The organism is Corallincola holothuriorum (assembly GCF_003336225.1).
Lineage (GTDB): Bacteria > Pseudomonadota > Gammaproteobacteria > Enterobacterales > Neiellaceae > Corallincola > Corallincola holothuriorum.
In genome coordinates, this window is the sequence record NZ_QPID01000014.1 from 1 (window position 1) to 13,448 (window position 13,448).

Annotated in this window: 15 protein-coding genes; 6 read left to right on the plus strand and 9 right to left on the minus strand. The window is 49.5% G+C overall.

The annotated features are described in order from the left end of the window. Positions 1-194 precede the first annotated feature (194 nt). From DU002_RS18005 to DU002_RS18020, 4 genes are all read right to left on the minus strand, one after another. The gene (locus tag DU002_RS18005) at positions 195-935 is read right to left on the minus strand and encodes a hypothetical protein (protein ID WP_114339846.1); all 741 of its coding nucleotides are present in this window, start codon (positions 933-935) and stop codon (positions 195-197) included. Between the two features lie 173 nt (positions 936-1,108). Continuing rightward, a complete protein-coding gene (locus tag DU002_RS18010) occupies positions 1,109-1,987 on the minus strand; it encodes a phosphoribulokinase (protein WP_114339847.1) in 879 nt (292 codons plus the stop codon). A gap of 71 nt (positions 1,988-2,058) precedes the next feature. Further along, a complete protein-coding gene (locus DU002_RS18015; RefSeq protein WP_114339848.1) occupies positions 2,059-2,328 on the minus strand; it encodes a YheU family protein in 270 nt (89 codons plus the stop codon). Then, positions 2,325-3,308 carry a hydrolase gene (locus DU002_RS18020; protein ID WP_114339849.1) on the minus strand — a complete coding sequence of 328 codons (984 nt, stop codon included), beginning with the start codon at positions 3,306-3,308 and terminating at the stop codon, positions 2,325-2,327. The genes DU002_RS18015 and DU002_RS18020 overlap by 4 nt, the downstream gene beginning before the upstream one ends. 100 nt (positions 3,309-3,408) lie before the next feature. Between DU002_RS18020 and DU002_RS18025 the strand changes: the two genes are divergently transcribed. Further along, positions 3,409-3,942, plus strand: coding sequence for a hypothetical protein (locus DU002_RS18025; protein WP_147271896.1), 534 nt, complete (start codon positions 3,409-3,411; stop codon positions 3,940-3,942). Further along, the gene (locus DU002_RS18030) at positions 3,921-5,549 is read left to right on the plus strand and encodes a GMC family oxidoreductase (protein ID WP_114339851.1); all 1,629 of its coding nucleotides are present in this window, start codon (positions 3,921-3,923) and stop codon (positions 5,547-5,549) included. Before DU002_RS18025 ends, DU002_RS18030 begins: the two co-directional genes overlap by 22 nt. On the opposite strand, the gene DU002_RS18035 is transcribed toward DU002_RS18030, so the two are convergent. After that, entirely contained in the window at positions 5,522-6,001 is a 480-nt protein-coding gene (locus DU002_RS18035; protein WP_114339852.1) for a TIGR02444 family protein, read from the minus strand. The two genes, DU002_RS18030 and DU002_RS18035, sit on opposite strands and share 28 nt — an antisense overlap. After that, positions 5,982-7,925 carry an ATP-binding cassette domain-containing protein gene (locus tag DU002_RS18040; RefSeq protein ID WP_114339853.1) on the minus strand — a complete coding sequence of 648 codons (1,944 nt, stop codon included), beginning with the start codon at positions 7,923-7,925 and terminating at the stop codon, positions 5,982-5,984. The genes DU002_RS18035 and DU002_RS18040 overlap by 20 nt, the downstream gene beginning before the upstream one ends. A gap of 119 nt (positions 7,926-8,044) precedes the next feature. On the opposite strand from DU002_RS18040, the gene DU002_RS18045 reads away from it, so the two are divergent. Continuing rightward, positions 8,045-8,248 (plus strand): YheV family putative zinc ribbon protein, encoded by a 204-nt coding sequence (locus DU002_RS18045; RefSeq protein ID WP_114339854.1) that lies wholly within the window; start codon positions 8,045-8,047, stop codon positions 8,246-8,248. Positions 8,249-8,315: 67 nt separating this feature from the next. Here the strand turns inward: DU002_RS18045 and DU002_RS18050 are convergent, their stop codons facing one another. Both DU002_RS18050 and DU002_RS18055 read right to left on the minus strand, forming a co-directional pair. After that, the gene (locus DU002_RS18050) at positions 8,316-8,534 is read right to left on the minus strand and encodes a SlyX family protein (RefSeq protein ID WP_114339855.1); all 219 of its coding nucleotides are present in this window, start codon (positions 8,532-8,534) and stop codon (positions 8,316-8,318) included. Positions 8,535-8,558: 24 nt separating this feature from the next. Continuing rightward, positions 8,559-9,542: a WD40 repeat domain-containing protein gene (locus DU002_RS18055; RefSeq protein ID WP_114339856.1), complete on the minus strand. Its 984-nt coding sequence runs from the start codon at positions 9,540-9,542 to the stop codon at positions 8,559-8,561. A gap of 186 nt (positions 9,543-9,728) precedes the next feature. Here DU002_RS18055 and fkpA point away from each other — a divergent pair, with 186 nt between their 5' ends. Next, positions 9,729-10,511, plus strand: coding sequence for an FKBP-type peptidyl-prolyl cis-trans isomerase (gene fkpA / locus DU002_RS18060; RefSeq protein WP_114339857.1), 783 nt, complete (start codon positions 9,729-9,731; stop codon positions 10,509-10,511). A gap of 138 nt (positions 10,512-10,649) precedes the next feature. Here the strand turns inward: fkpA and rsd are convergent, their stop codons facing one another. Further along, on the minus strand, positions 10,650-11,135 hold the full coding sequence (gene rsd, locus DU002_RS18065) for a sigma D regulator (protein ID WP_114339858.1): 486 nt from the start codon (positions 11,133-11,135) through the stop codon (positions 10,650-10,652). A gap of 155 nt (positions 11,136-11,290) precedes the next feature. Here rsd and nudC point away from each other — a divergent pair, with 155 nt between their 5' ends. Together nudC and hemE are read left to right on the plus strand one after the other, a co-directional pair. After that, positions 11,291-12,100: an NAD(+) diphosphatase gene (gene nudC, locus DU002_RS18070; RefSeq protein ID WP_158538137.1), complete on the plus strand. Its 810-nt coding sequence runs from the start codon at positions 11,291-11,293 to the stop codon at positions 12,098-12,100. A gap of 249 nt (positions 12,101-12,349) precedes the next feature. Next, positions 12,350-13,417 carry a uroporphyrinogen decarboxylase gene (hemE, locus tag DU002_RS18075; protein ID WP_114339860.1) on the plus strand — a complete coding sequence of 356 codons (1,068 nt, stop codon included), beginning with the start codon at positions 12,350-12,352 and terminating at the stop codon, positions 13,415-13,417. Positions 13,418-13,448: the final 31 nt, after the last annotated feature.

A 13,448-nucleotide genomic window follows, 5' to 3' on the forward strand; every position in this document is an offset into this window, starting at 1 on the left:
TCAACTTGCTCAACGACTAACAATTTAAAGGCTAGTGAATAATCGCACTGAGTGCGCTTTCTTTTTGAAGGGATTGGCTTTTCCATAATAGGTCTCCAATGTGTAAACCTATTTCAGGACGGGACAATCTGCTAATTAAAAAAGGCGCCTCATATCGGCGCCTTTTAACTATGCAATCGTTTTGCTTACATGGCTTAACGACGTCTAAACTTCAAACCTGCCAGACCTAACAAGCAAAGTGCGTATATTAGGGTGGTGGAAGGAGTCGGTACGTCTATAGACAGTAACACGACCATATCATCAGCATCTTTATCTGGACCTGCCCCTGTATCATTTAAAAATACAAAAACGTGCTCCCAGTTGTTGTACTTAAATACGTCAGATACCAGGAAGTTAGGACCGATTCCGGTTTCATCCGCAGAATTTGCACCGTTTGATACGGACTTGCCAGTATTCGTAACGTAAAACGCGAAGTCTAGATAGCCATCAGGTTGGCTATCCGGGGGATCAATCTCTGACTGTTCACCAGACTTAGCTGTTTTGTTACTGAAGACTTGGTCACCACCAAGCAGGAAGTCATAAAGCTGATTATCGAAGCTCGCATCAGTGCCGAGGAAAGTGGCAACATATTTGTTCACAGAGCTGCCGCTGTACATTACGTTAGCACCACTCCAAACTTTTAACGCGCCCAAGCCTAGACCAAACCCAGCTGTTTTTAAGGTTGTTTGATCAAGACTGCCATCCAAAACACCGAGCAGATTACCGCCGCCGACATTTGTTCTGGGGTTAAAAAGACCTGTACCTTTGCTGGTTACCCAATCACCAACAGAGACTGCTACATCGGCACCCGCGGTATCCAAAGCCAGTACTGCTGATTTCGCTGGAATCGAAAATACGGTGAGTGATAACAGTATTAGGCTAATGAAGTACTTCATATTTGCTCCTTAGTTAATCCATTTACAGGGGTAGCGTCCTTACTACGTTAAAACTACCTCTACGATTAAGTAATGAGCATAACTTGTGCCAACCTATAAAGATCATACTTATCAGTTGGTTGGGAAGGAAGGAGGAAAGCACCGAGCTGTTTTTGTCAAAAAAGGTGACGCTTTTAGAATTCAAGCAATTTACGTCGTTTTTCTAATAACTCTTCAATCATCGGTGCCAATATCAGCTCCATGGCAAAACTCATTTTGCCGCCGGGTACCACTAAGGTATTGAGTCGAGACATAAATGCACCGTCAATCATCTGCAAGCAGTAGGGAAAGTCGACTTTACTGGCATCATCAAAGCGGATCACGACAAAGCTTTCATCTAGGCTGGGGATATCAGATGCTGAGAATGGGTTGGAGGTATCAACGGTTGGTACACGCTGGAAGTTAACGTGGGTACGGGAGAACTGCGGCGTAATAAAGTTAACGTAATCTTCCATAGAACGCAGGATTGATTGGGTGACAGCTTCCCGAGAGTGACCTCGTTCTCCTGTGTCCCTGATGATCTTCTGGATCCATTCTAGATTTACAATCGGTACCATGCCGATCAGTAGGTCAACGTGTTCCGCAACATTGTTCTCTTCGGTGACAATACCGCCATGTAGGCCTTCATAAAACAGTACATCAGTGTTGTCCGGCAACTCCTGCCAGGGTGTAAAAGTACCTGGCATTTGATTAAACGGCACCGCTTCATCGAAAGTGTGTAGATAACGACGATAACGTCCGCCGCCACTTTCACCATATATCTTGAAGAAATTTTCCAGTAAACCAAAGTCATTAGCCTTGGGGCCAAAGTAGCTGATGTGTTTGCCCTGCTCTTGTGCTTTGCGGATGGCGACATCCATCTCGGGGCGAGAATAACGGTGAAAAGCATCCCCTTGCACCAAGGCTGCCGTCACTTTTTTGTGGCGGAAGATATGTTCAAACGCGGTGCTGGTGGTTGTGGTACCCGCACCGGAAGAACCAGTGATAGCAATGATGGGATGTTTAGCCGACATGCAGTTAACCTTTCATATATAGAACACTAGTTATCGCAACCTAACCTCACGGGGTCAACCCCGCTGATGAATTAGCTTGAGCTGTCTTCGTTAAATGCTTGCGTTGTAGAGGCCTCTTGCTGCAGTTGTTGCCATGATTGTTTTGACATCAGATTAATTGTTTCATGCAGTTCTGACCATACCAATAAGAGATCGCCATGCTGTAACTGTTGCATAAGCTGTTCGACTTTATGTTGCAAAGGCACCTCATCAATTCCGTAGTCCGTCCCCTCTCGCAGTGCATAGCTTTCGAGGATGCTTTCCAGAGTGTTTGGAGCGAGCTGCTGATAAGGAATGATCATTGTGTTTCCAATTGACTATGAAAAAATTGCGGTACCCGCCGTTCTAACCAGTAACTTGGGCGCCAAGGTAAGCCACCGTCAAGAAAGCCGACATGACCACCATTAGCATACAGTTCATATTGCAAGGAAGGGGGTAATTGTTGCTGCTTCGGGATCACCGCGCTGGTCATAAACGGGTCATCCGCGGCATGGATCAATAGGGTTGGGCGCTTGATCTGTGTAATAAATCTGAGACCACTCATGCGTTGATAGTAGTCATCAACCCCGCTAAAGCCATGCAACGGGGCGGTGATATGCTGGTCAAACTGCCAGAAAGTTCTGAGTTCAGCAATCTGTTGTTGGTTAAGCTCCATCTGCGCCCTAAGTTTGCTGTTCGTCAATTTTCGTTGCACATTTTTCCGCATTCTCGATAGCAGATGTCGTTGATAAATGCGGGATAGCCCTTGGCCGATACGATCCGCGCAGGCTGCTAAATCCAAAGGGGGTGAAATAGCGCAGGCGGCGCAGAGGGGCGAGCTCTTTCCCTTTTCACCCTGATAGCGGATCAATACATTCGCACCGAGAGAGTAGCCAACGGCAAGCAGCGGTGAATCGGGGTGTGCCAGTTGTAGCTTATCTATGAGTGCCGAGATATCGCCGATCTCACCGCTATGGTAGGCGCGAGGTAGGCGATTCGGTTCGCCACTGCAACCGCGGAAGTGCATCAGCACGCCTTGCCACCCCTGATGCTTAATCGCTTGCAACATACCTTGGGCGTAGGGGCTGTTCACCGAGCCCTCCAAGCCATGGAGTAGAACCACAATGGGTTGTTTACTTGCAGTTGTGCGGCTTAGCCAGTCAAGATCGATAAAATCGCCATCTTCCAGCTCCCAGCGTTCACGCCACGTGTTAACCAGCTTCTTGCGGCGGAGCAGGGTTGGCAAAATAGTTTGCAAGTGGGGATTTTTGAGCCACCACGGGGGGTTAAAGGGTGCGATCAAACGTAGCTCTCCTTGATGACGCTCATTGCATTATACGGCTTTTGAGTTAATCTGAGTAAATGATCTAAACGTTTGTTTGAATTCCTGCTGTGTGGTGGTGATGGATCAGATATCTAGGCGTCGATTTTTACTGACAATGCTGGGTACCGGAACGGTAGTTGCTTTCGGTTCGGTACTCTATTTCGACCGTGACTTGGTCACTCGACGCCATGCTGAACTGTTAGACCCCTATCAAGAAACCGCTTTGCGGGCATTTTTACCTGTCATTCTTAACGGTGTTATTAGTCGGCAAACGGATCAGCGTGCTGAGCAGATGGATCACCTGATCAGGCAGATAGAACTTGCTTTGAAGTACCTACCGGAATTCAGCCGCGATCAATTTTTTGAACTGCTCTCACTCTTGTCTCGGCGTTTAAGTCGCTGGGCACTTGCTGGTCAATGGCAACAGCTCGACCAACTTACCATGGCACAACGTATGACGCTGTTGCAGGAGTGGCGTCATAGTTTTCTCGATCTGCTACAGCAAGCTTATCAAGGGCTGCGGGAAATTGTTTTGGCTGCTTGGTACGGCGAGCCATCGCACTGGAGCTATCTTAATTACCAGAAACCATCATGGGTGGTACCGGGCCGATGAAAGATCCGATGGCAGCAGTGTTAAATGCCGGAGCAAAGCATATCGATGGTGCTTTGCTGGGTAACGATTTGCAGTTAGAAGCTGACGTTGCTGTCGTGGGTAGTGGTGCCGGTGGTGGTCTTGCTGCAGAGATATTCGCGTTAGCCGGATTGCGGGTCATTATCATTGAAGAGGGAGGCCTGCACACTAGCAGCAGTTTCAACATGGAGGAGCGCAGCGCATATCCTCACCTCTATCAAGAGGCGGCAGGGCGCAGAACGATGGATGGTGCCATCTCTGTTCTGCAAGGGCGCTGTGTTGGCGGCGGAACCACAGTCAATTGGACCACTTCACTGCGTACTCCTGATAATACGTTGCAACACTGGCAGCAAGCATTTGGTCTCAAGGAGCATACCTCCGAAGCGTTAGCGCCGTGGTTTGAGCGTGTCGAACAGCGTCTGCATATACACCCTTGGGCGGTACCGCCGAATCAAAACAACGCATTATTGGCTCAGGGGTGTGAGCATTTAGGCTGGTCTCATAAGGTGATACCCAGGAATGTGATGGGCTGTGCCAACCTCGGCTACTGCGGTATGGGCTGTCCGATCAACGCTAAGCAATCGATGTTGGTGACCACATTACCGTCAGCAATGGACAACGGTGCCACCTTGATGAGCCATATGCGCGTGGAGCGGTTGGCGCGCGAGCGTGATCGCATATCAACCATTCATTGTCGACCGCTAGATCGGTTTGGAAAGGCGCGGGCAGAAGTTTCAGTACAAGTCAGAGCGACGCAAGTGGTGATGGCCGCGGGGGCTATCGGCACGCCAGCGATCATCATGCGCTCCTCGTTGCCTGATCCTTATGGCATGGTGGGTAAGCGGACATTTTTGCATCCGGTACTGATCAGTGGTGCGCGCTTTAACGAGGCGGTGAATGGGCACAGTGGAGCGCCACAAAGTGTCTATTCAGATCAGTTTCTTTGGCCGACAGCTGAGGAGATGGGATTCAAGCTGGAAGTCCCGCCATTACACCCAATTTTGATCGCTTCGAAGTTGGTTGGTTTTGGTCAATGGCATGCTGATGTCATGGCAGACTTCAATCACCTGCAAGTGACTTTGGCGTTGCTGCGGGATGGTTTTGAGGAGCAAAGCCAGGGCGGTCATGTGGTATTGAGCAGTGATGGTGCGCCGCGTCTCGATTATCCGCTCAATGACTACCTGTGGAAAAGCGCCCGGAATGCCCTGCTGAGAATGGCTGAACTGCAGTTTGCTGCAGGGGCGACAGCGGTTCTACCCATGCATGAATCTGCTGAGATGTTTCCCAGTTGGAAAAAGGCACAGCAGGCGATTAAGCAACTAACGATGGCACCGCGTCAGACTACCTTGACCTCTGCTCATGTGATGGGGGGGTGCGCGATGGGGAATGATGCAGTGAGCTCGGTGATCGATTCAGATGGTCGCTATCACCGCTTAGATAATCTGTGGATCATGGATGGTTCGATGTTCCCGACGAGTTTAGGCGCAAATCCGCAGTTATCTATCTATGCCATGGTGGCAAGAAATGCCACTCGGCTGGCACAGCAGATGACAGGGCAGGATCACAGCAGTTGGCCAAACTTGGCTTGAATCTCTTCGTCTAATGGGATGTTGAGGTGTAGCAGGTAGTTCCAGAAACTTTGTTCGGCTCGTGCATTGTTTCTTTGGGCAGGAGCAAGTCTCTTTAGCTGTTCCACTAATATCTGCTGTTCGATGCGCTCCATGGTCAGTTCGCTGTCCAGTAATTTCTGTTTCAACTGCTCACGTTTATCATCATCCATCCAGGTTGCCGCTTCTGTGGCACGGCGTAACTGGCGGATCATCGCTATATTTTGCTCATGCCACTCAGCCGCAGCCGTTAACATGGTGTCGATCTCTACAGGTGTTAATTCAATGCCCTGTTCCGCTGCCCAACAGATAAGCAGGAGTAAGTTAACGTTGAGGCCTTTTTCATCCTGTAGCCATAAGCAAGCGTCTTTTACGTCTGGCTGTTGATAATGGCTGTAAGAGGCCTGCCAAAAACTATCTGCTTCCAGTTCCATCTAATTGTTCCCTAAATTGTTCTGTTTCTTCTTCTAGTTGCTCTTGCAACTCGAGCCATTCCGCTTCGCTTTGTTCCAGTGTCTGCTTATGTTCGGCCTGTTGCAAAAGCAATTGATTTAGTTCGGCTTTGTTTTCGGCCTCATAAAGTGATGGCTCGGCGAGACGCTGCTCTATTGTTGCCAATGAATCAGTGCTCTTTTCCATCAATTTTTCTAAGTTTTCTATGCGCTTGCGTGTGGCTTTGGTTTGTTGCCGGAACTCGGCTTCCAATCGCTTCTGTGCTTTTCGATCTATTTTTACCGGGGCAGTTTCACTACTGCCTTCAGTACCGTCCAGATCTGAGGCAACCTTGGTGCTGCTCAGTAGCCATTGCTGGTACTCATCCAGATCACCGCTAAAGTCGGTGACTTGTTGGCTATCAACTAGCACAAACTCATCGCAACATGATTTTAGCAAATGGCGATCGTGGGAGACGATGACGACAGCGCCTTCGAAGGCTTGCAATGCCATGGTGAGCGCATGGCGCATCTCGAGATCGAGGTGGTTGGTCGGCTCATCCAGTAGCAATAGATTGGGTGCCTGCCATACCAAAATGGCCAAGGCCAAACGCGCTTTTTCACCACCGGAAAAAGGAGCAACCGGTGCGAGCGCTTGATCACCAATAAAGCCGAAGCGGCCGAGAAAATCTCGCAACACCTGTTCCCGCTCTTTCGGTGCCAGTCGTTGCAGATGCAGTAGCGGAGAAGCGTGGCTGTCGAGCGCTTCCAATTGGTGCTGGGCAAAGTAACCGAGGCGCACGCCTTGATTGACTACTATCCCACCGCTCAATGGTGCTAGCTTGCCCGCCATCAGTTTGATGAGGGTCGATTTACCTGCACCATTATGTCCGAGCAAACCCAATCGACTGCCTGGCAGTAACATTAAGTTGACGTTGGTCAGCAGCGGCGTGTTGTTATAGCCAATATCAGTTTGATCCAGTGACATTAGTGGGTTGGGCATATGGGGTGGCGGTGGAAATTGAAAACTAAACGGCGAGGCTTGATGGGCCGGCAGTAGGTCTTCCATTTTTTCCAGCACTTTAATCCGGCTTTGCGCTTGTTTCGCCTTGCTGGCTTTGGCCTTGAAGCGGTTGATAAAGCCCTGCAGTTCAGCTCTTTTTTGCTGTTGCCGGTCAAAAGCGATCTGTTTCTGCAACTGTTGTTCGGCCCGCTGGCGTTCAAACGAGGAGTAATTGCCCGTGTACTGGGTGATCTCGCCATGGGCAATACTGAGGATCCCGCCAATGGTCGCATCGAGAAAGTCTCGATCGTGTGAGATCAGAATGACACTGCCGGGATAGCGTTGTAGCCAACGCTCAAACCAGATTACGGCATCGAGATCCAAGTGGTTAGTTGGCTCATCGAGTAGCAATGCATCAGAAGGCATTAATAGGGCTTGCGCTAGATTCAAGCGCATGCGCCAACCACCAGAAAAATCTGATACTGGCTTCTGCAGTTGGGCTTCTTCAAATCCCAAGCCAGACATCAGGCGGGCAGCTTCTGCAGGCAGTTGGTAACCATTAATGGTTTCAAACGCGCTGTGCAGCTCTGCTAAGGCGTGGCCATCTTCAGCGTGCGCCTCTGCCGCCGCTAGGGCATCACATAGGCGTCGATACTCCACATGGCCATCAAGCACATATTCGATCGCTGGTTTCTGCAATGCTGGTGTTTCCTGCTTGACGCTGACAATACGCCATTGAGCTGGCACCTGAATATCGCCGGCATCAACGCTGATTTCACCCCTAAGTAGCTGCAACAAAGAGGATTTACCGCAGCCGTTAGCACCGACTAGGCCAACTTTGTGACCGGGAAACAGAGTGAAACTGGCGTTTTCGAGCAGTAGTTTAGCGCCTTGGCGCAGCTCTACCTGATTAAGTTGGATCATGACAACAACAGTGCAGGAATAGTGGGGCAGAAGTTTACCTCATGTCGCTTGGCCGCGACAGAGCTGGCAGATCCTTGCTGGATCGGTACACTGTTGCGCATAAGCCAAGAGGAGTTGATATGGCGCGACAACGTAAACGATTCATTGCCGGAGCCACCTGCCCGGAGTGTCAGCAGCAAGACACCATCATGGTTTATTTTGAAGATGATGTAGAGCAGATCGCTTGTGTTGCTTGTGATTATCATGCATTGCGGCCGGAGCAAGGCGAGAGTGGCGGCCCGGTGGCTGATGATCAACTGATTGGCATATTTAAGCCGGATTGATCCAAGGTTCAACAACAAAAAAACCGGCAAACGCCGGTTTTTTAATTAATGGGCAGAGTCTGCGACATTAATAGTGTGGCGGCGGGGTTTCTTCCGCTTCACTGGCGATCTGATGACTTTGCATGCTTTTGAACTTGTCAGCCATCAGCTTCAGTTGCCGCTCTACTGTACGCAGGGTCTCATCCTGCTTGGCTAAAACTTCACTGAGTTGCTGGATGGTATCTTCCTGAAAAGCGAGTTTGCTTTCCAGTTCATCAATTCGTATTTCGACGTCTGTCTGACTCATCTTGTTACAGCCTGCTGGTGTTAATTATTGCGGGATATCAATCGGCCAAAATTCGGCGAACCCGCTGGAGCTTTCGGTGATCAGGGTGTTTGAATCCTGGAAGGCGACAGCATACACCACCGCGCTTTGCGGACGGGTATCTTTTCTTGGCGTGACGTACCATTTTTGTAGCCGTTTACCACTGCTTACGTCCCAAAGCGCAAGTACCCGAGAGGGGGAGCCGGTGGCAAGGTATTTTCCATCGTCAGAAAACCTGACGGCGCTAAAGATATTCTGCCGTTGAGCAAATTTAAGCTGGCTTATCTCTTTACCTGTTTTCAGATCCCAGATCCTGGAGCCGCGTTTACTGTCGGCGGTAAAGGCATATCTGCCTTGATGGTCTAAGGCAACCATACTGACTCTGGAATCATGCACAAAGCGATACACCGCTTGACCTGTCTGCGTGTCCCAGAGGTAAGCGACGTAATCATTACTGCCAGACAGGGCATAGCGCCCATTTGGGGAAAGATCGACACTGTTAATTTTGGTTTGGTGGCCAAGGAACTCTATGCGCCGCCCTGTGTCTATATCGACGTGAACAACAACACCACTGCTTTTGCCTATGAGTACATAGCGTCCACCTTTGGAGATGGCAACGTCTCTGATGCTGGAGTCGCGGATCTGCCAAAAGCCGACCGATTCGCCTGTACTGATATTCCAGATCGCGAAACGATTAACATCTGCGGTGACGGCAAAGCTGTTGTCATCAGCGATATCTGCTGCTAACACCAAGTTGTCTTCGCCTTCATGGCGCCAGACATACTTAAGGGCATTGCGCTGGATATCCCAAAGTGAAATGGCATGCTGATTCGATGAGACTATCGCATAGCGACCATCTTCAGAGAGTGCGGCAGTATAGGCGCCTCCAACGGCGTGTTCGAACTGTTCGACGGGTGATTCACTTCTCTGGCAGCCGCTGATCAGGCTGGTCAGAGCGATAAATGTGATGATCAAGTTAAACCTAGACATTGGCGCTCGCTATCACTTGTGCTTGATGATGTAAACGGTAGTATAGGGCGCTCATGCGTTCGACTGGAAAGTCGAGTAGCGCCGTTTTGTATATGAAAGTAAAACAAAATGTCCACGCTTTAGCCAGCTAAGCTTTCGTTGGTGGCGCATGGTCGAATCATGATAGGAACGGAGAACACAGAAAAAATGAAAACACTGTTTAAAGTGTCACTGATAGCCTTGGGCGTAAGCGCACTGGTTGCATGCCAACAAGATGCCGCTACTGAGGCTGCACCAGCCAAGTTGGAAACAGAAGCTCAGAAGCAAGCCTATGCGCTGGGTTCATCTGTGGGCAGCTTTATTGCCCGTAACTTGAGCGAGCATGAAGCTTTAGGTATTCAATTGGACCGTGACATGGTTCAAAAGGGCTTTGTTGAAGGTTTAGGTAACAGCGGTCAATTGAGCGATCAAGAGATCCAGACGTTATTGCAAGGTTTGGACGGCCAGTTGAACCAAGCTCGTGAAACTCAAGCTGAAGTGCTGAAAGTTGAAAATAAGGAAAAGGGCGCGGCCTACCTTGTTGAGTTTGCTAAGACTGAAGGCGTTACCGCCACTGAATCGGGTCTACTGTATGAAGTGATGGTTCAAGGCGAAGGTGCTCAACCTAAAGCTGAAGACACTGTGACAGTTCACTATACTGGCACGCTGATCGACGGCACTAAGTTTGATAGCTCCCTGGATCGTGGACAGCCAGCAGTATTTCCTTTGAACCGGGTTATCCCTGGTTGGACCGAAGGTGTTCAGCTGATGAACGTGGGTTCAAAGTATAAGTTCGTGATCCCTTCTGAACTGGCTTACGGCGAGATGGGTGCCGGCACTATTCCACCAAATTCAACATTGATTTTCGAAGTTGAACTATTGGATGTTGAAGTTGCCGCTGCCGCCGCAGAAGCTGGCGCAGCTGATGAACATGAAGGTCACGCGCATTAATTCAATGTGATCTGTTCAACTAAAAAAGGCGCCCTTATGTCGGCGCCTTTTTTAATGAAAGCGGGTTTTTTATTCGGTCAGACAGACATAAAAGATTGCCGCCGGAGGCATACCAGCAGCAATATTGTCTAAATGAGGCTAAGCAGTTTCTGCTTTATTTGATGCGCTTTCAAAAAGTGTCGCTATCAGCTGATCTTCGAGCTCAAATCTCACTTCCAGCGCATTGCCAAGGGCTGCCATATTCTGGTCGAAGCCATCCAGGTCGTCACTTTCCGTGGATTCAGCATAAAGGTCATTAAACTCCAGTGCTGCTTGAGTTGTTTCAGTCAGCCGAGCCTGCTGTTCTTCTGCTAATAATTTGTGCTTACCACCATTGATTTCACATTGGGAAACAATGCGGTCGTACACTTCGAAATGCCCAGCTGAAATGTAATCCACCAACAGCTGACAGAACTGTTTAATGTTATCTACTTCTGGCAGGGTCTGCTTGTCTGCTGTGTATGGTGGTAACCCTGCTAATTTACAGTAGCTTACCAACACGTCTTGACGTTCATTTAGCCAGTTGTCTATGGCATCGTGGCTGCCGCCCCATGCTTTTTGCGCTTGCTCCAATCGCGTTAGCATTACCCTTCTCCTTGCTTCTTCGTTGGAGTTGCCATCGTTACGTTACCGATGGAAGATAGAGGTATCGAGTATTCGATACAGCCGTTATATATACTTTCCCCGAATTTCATCGGGTTGTCTATATCACATCATCTTTGCCTAAGGAGCAAGCGACTTTGTCTCACTATCAAACAGACCCCTCAAATCCTAAGCAGAGTGTGTGGTTTATTGTTTTTGGCCAAAAGATCCTATTGACCTCCAATGGTGATTTACCTAGCGCATTACCTGGCGCGATTAGCGAAGATAAGCTTGAGCCAATGGTGCTAGGCGAGTTACAAGGGAGATCGTGTCACATGGTGGTGCTAGAGCAGGACACTGCTTTTGCACAGGCAGAGATGGTCGATTTACGTTCTTTAGCAGAACGGCTACCTGCTGAACAGTTTGCGATGGCAGGTAAGGCATGTCAGTGGGAAACCTTCCTTAACAACCATCGATTTTGTGGCCGTTGTGGTGCGCGGATGCGACAGGTGCAGTGGGAACTGGCGATGCATTGTGACCATTGTAAGCATCGCTGTTATCCGCGGCTTTCCCCTTGCATTATTGTTGCGGTGCGCCGAGATAGGCAGATACTTTTGGCTCAGAATAAACGTCATAAGAGTGGTGTGTATAGCGTTGTTGCTGGATTTATTGAACCTGGGGAGACGGTGGAACAAGCGGTGCATAGAGAGTTAGCAGAAGAGGTCGGTATTGCGGTGACTGGATTGACTTATCGTGCTAGCCAGCCCTGGCCATTTCCCCATGCACTAATGATGGCATTCACTGCGGACTATCTTGCCGGAGACCTAGTACTCGAGCAGAAAGAGATCTCTGATGCAGGCTGGTATGCGATTACGGAACGCGAAGTGTGGCCACCGCTACCTGATGATTACACCGTGGCGCGGCAGTTGATTGAGCAGCTGATCGCAGATATTGAACAGAATGATTAAACAGCGGGCATAAAAAAGCCTCACCGGAGTGTGAGGCTGTTAAGCGGCTAAGGTACAGAGTCTCGTTTTGACGAGCTTCTTTGTTATTTTCGCTAGCACACGCTCTTTATATCAAGCACATAGCGTAAGCTGCAATCGGCATAAATTGATACTGTGATACTGCGCATAAATTGGTCGGATCTGTTGTTAAAATGCGTGCGTCAACGCGCAGTGTTATGATGCAGGCAAGCTGCTTAGAACGGAATAGATATGACTGAATTGAAAAATGATCGTTATTTACGGGCGCTGCTGAAACAGCCTGTTGATGTCACCCCTGTATGGATGATGCGGCAAGCAGGCCGTTACCTTCCTGAGTACCGTGAAGTGCGGGCACAAGCAGGTGATTTCATGAGTCTGTGTAAGAATGCAGAGCTGGCTTGTGAAGTGACGTTGCAGCCGCTACGCCGTTTTCCGTTGGATGCAGCTATCTTGTTTTCGGATATCCTCACTGTGCCCGATGCCATGGGCCTAGGGCTTTATTTCGAACAGGGAGAAGGACCTAAATTTATGCATCCGGTGCGCTCTTATGACGCCGTAGCCAAGTTAGCGGTGCCTGATCCAGAGGATTCACTCCGCTACGTGATGGATGCAGTCCGCACTATTCGCCGTGAACTGAAAGGCGAAGTACCGTTGATCGGCTTTTCCGGTAGCCCATGGACATTGGCAACTTATATGGTCGAAGGTGGGTCATCCAAAACCTTCTCAGTGATTAAGAAGATGGCTTTTGCAGAGCCGAAGGCGCTTCATCTTTTACTGGATAAACTTGCTGATTCGGTGATTTTGTACCTGAATGCGCAGATCGCTGCAGGTGCACAGTCGGTGATGATTTTTGATTCATGGGGCGGGGCGTTGGGGCATCGCGCTTATGAAGAATTTTCATTGCGTTACATGGCGAAAATCGTTGATGGGTTGACTCGTGAAGCGGATGGTCGTCGTGTGCCTGTCACCTTGTTTACCAAAGGTGGCGGCCAGTGGTTGGAGAAGATTGCGGCTACCGGCTGTGATGCCTTGGGACTGGATTGGACCACCAATATGGCAGATGCCAGACGTCGAGTTGGCGATAAAGTAGCGCTGCAAGGCAATATGGATCCTTCCATGCTCTATGCCGAGCCTGCGCAGATTAGACAAGAGGTCGCCACTATTCTCGATGAGTTTGGCGAAGGTTCTGGCCACGTGTTTAACCTTGGTCATGGCATCCACCTGGATGTACCACCGGAAAATGCTGGTGCCTTTGTATCTGCGGTGCATGAATTGAGCAAGCCATATCACCAAAAGTAGCGGATCGTGGCCGCTTTAGAGTCAGAGGCGC

Coding starts and splice junctions, on each gene's coding strand:
- DU002_RS18005 (WP_114339846.1), bottom strand. CDS start 935: ATGAAGTACTTCATTAGCCTAATACTGTTATCACTCACCGTATTTTCG.
- DU002_RS18010 (WP_114339847.1), bottom strand. CDS start 1,987: ATGTCGGCTAAACATCCCATCATTGCTATCACTGGTTCTTCCGGTGCG.
- DU002_RS18015 (WP_114339848.1), bottom strand. CDS start 2,328: ATGATCATTCCTTATCAGCAGCTCGCTCCAAACACTCTGGAAAGCATC.
- DU002_RS18025 (WP_147271896.1), top strand. CDS start 3,409: ATGGATCAGATATCTAGGCGTCGATTTTTACTGACAATGCTGGGTACC.
- DU002_RS18030 (WP_114339851.1), top strand. CDS start 3,921: ATGGGTGGTACCGGGCCGATGAAAGATCCGATGGCAGCAGTGTTAAAT.
- DU002_RS18035 (WP_114339852.1), bottom strand. CDS start 6,001: ATGGAACTGGAAGCAGATAGTTTTTGGCAGGCCTCTTACAGCCATTAT.
- DU002_RS18040 (WP_114339853.1), bottom strand. CDS start 7,925: ATGATCCAACTTAATCAGGTAGAGCTGCGCCAAGGCGCTAAACTACTG.
- DU002_RS18045 (WP_114339854.1), top strand. CDS start 8,045: ATGGCGCGACAACGTAAACGATTCATTGCCGGAGCCACCTGCCCGGAG.
- DU002_RS18050 (WP_114339855.1), bottom strand. CDS start 8,534: ATGAGTCAGACAGACGTCGAAATACGAATTGATGAACTGGAAAGCAAA.
- DU002_RS18055 (WP_114339856.1), bottom strand. CDS start 9,542: ATGTCTAGGTTTAACTTGATCATCACATTTATCGCTCTGACCAGCCTG.
- fkpA (WP_114339857.1), top strand. CDS start 9,729: ATGAAAACACTGTTTAAAGTGTCACTGATAGCCTTGGGCGTAAGCGCA.
- rsd (WP_114339858.1), bottom strand. CDS start 11,135: ATGCTAACGCGATTGGAGCAAGCGCAAAAAGCATGGGGCGGCAGCCAC.
- hemE (WP_114339860.1), top strand. CDS start 12,350: ATGACTGAATTGAAAAATGATCGTTATTTACGGGCGCTGCTGAAACAG.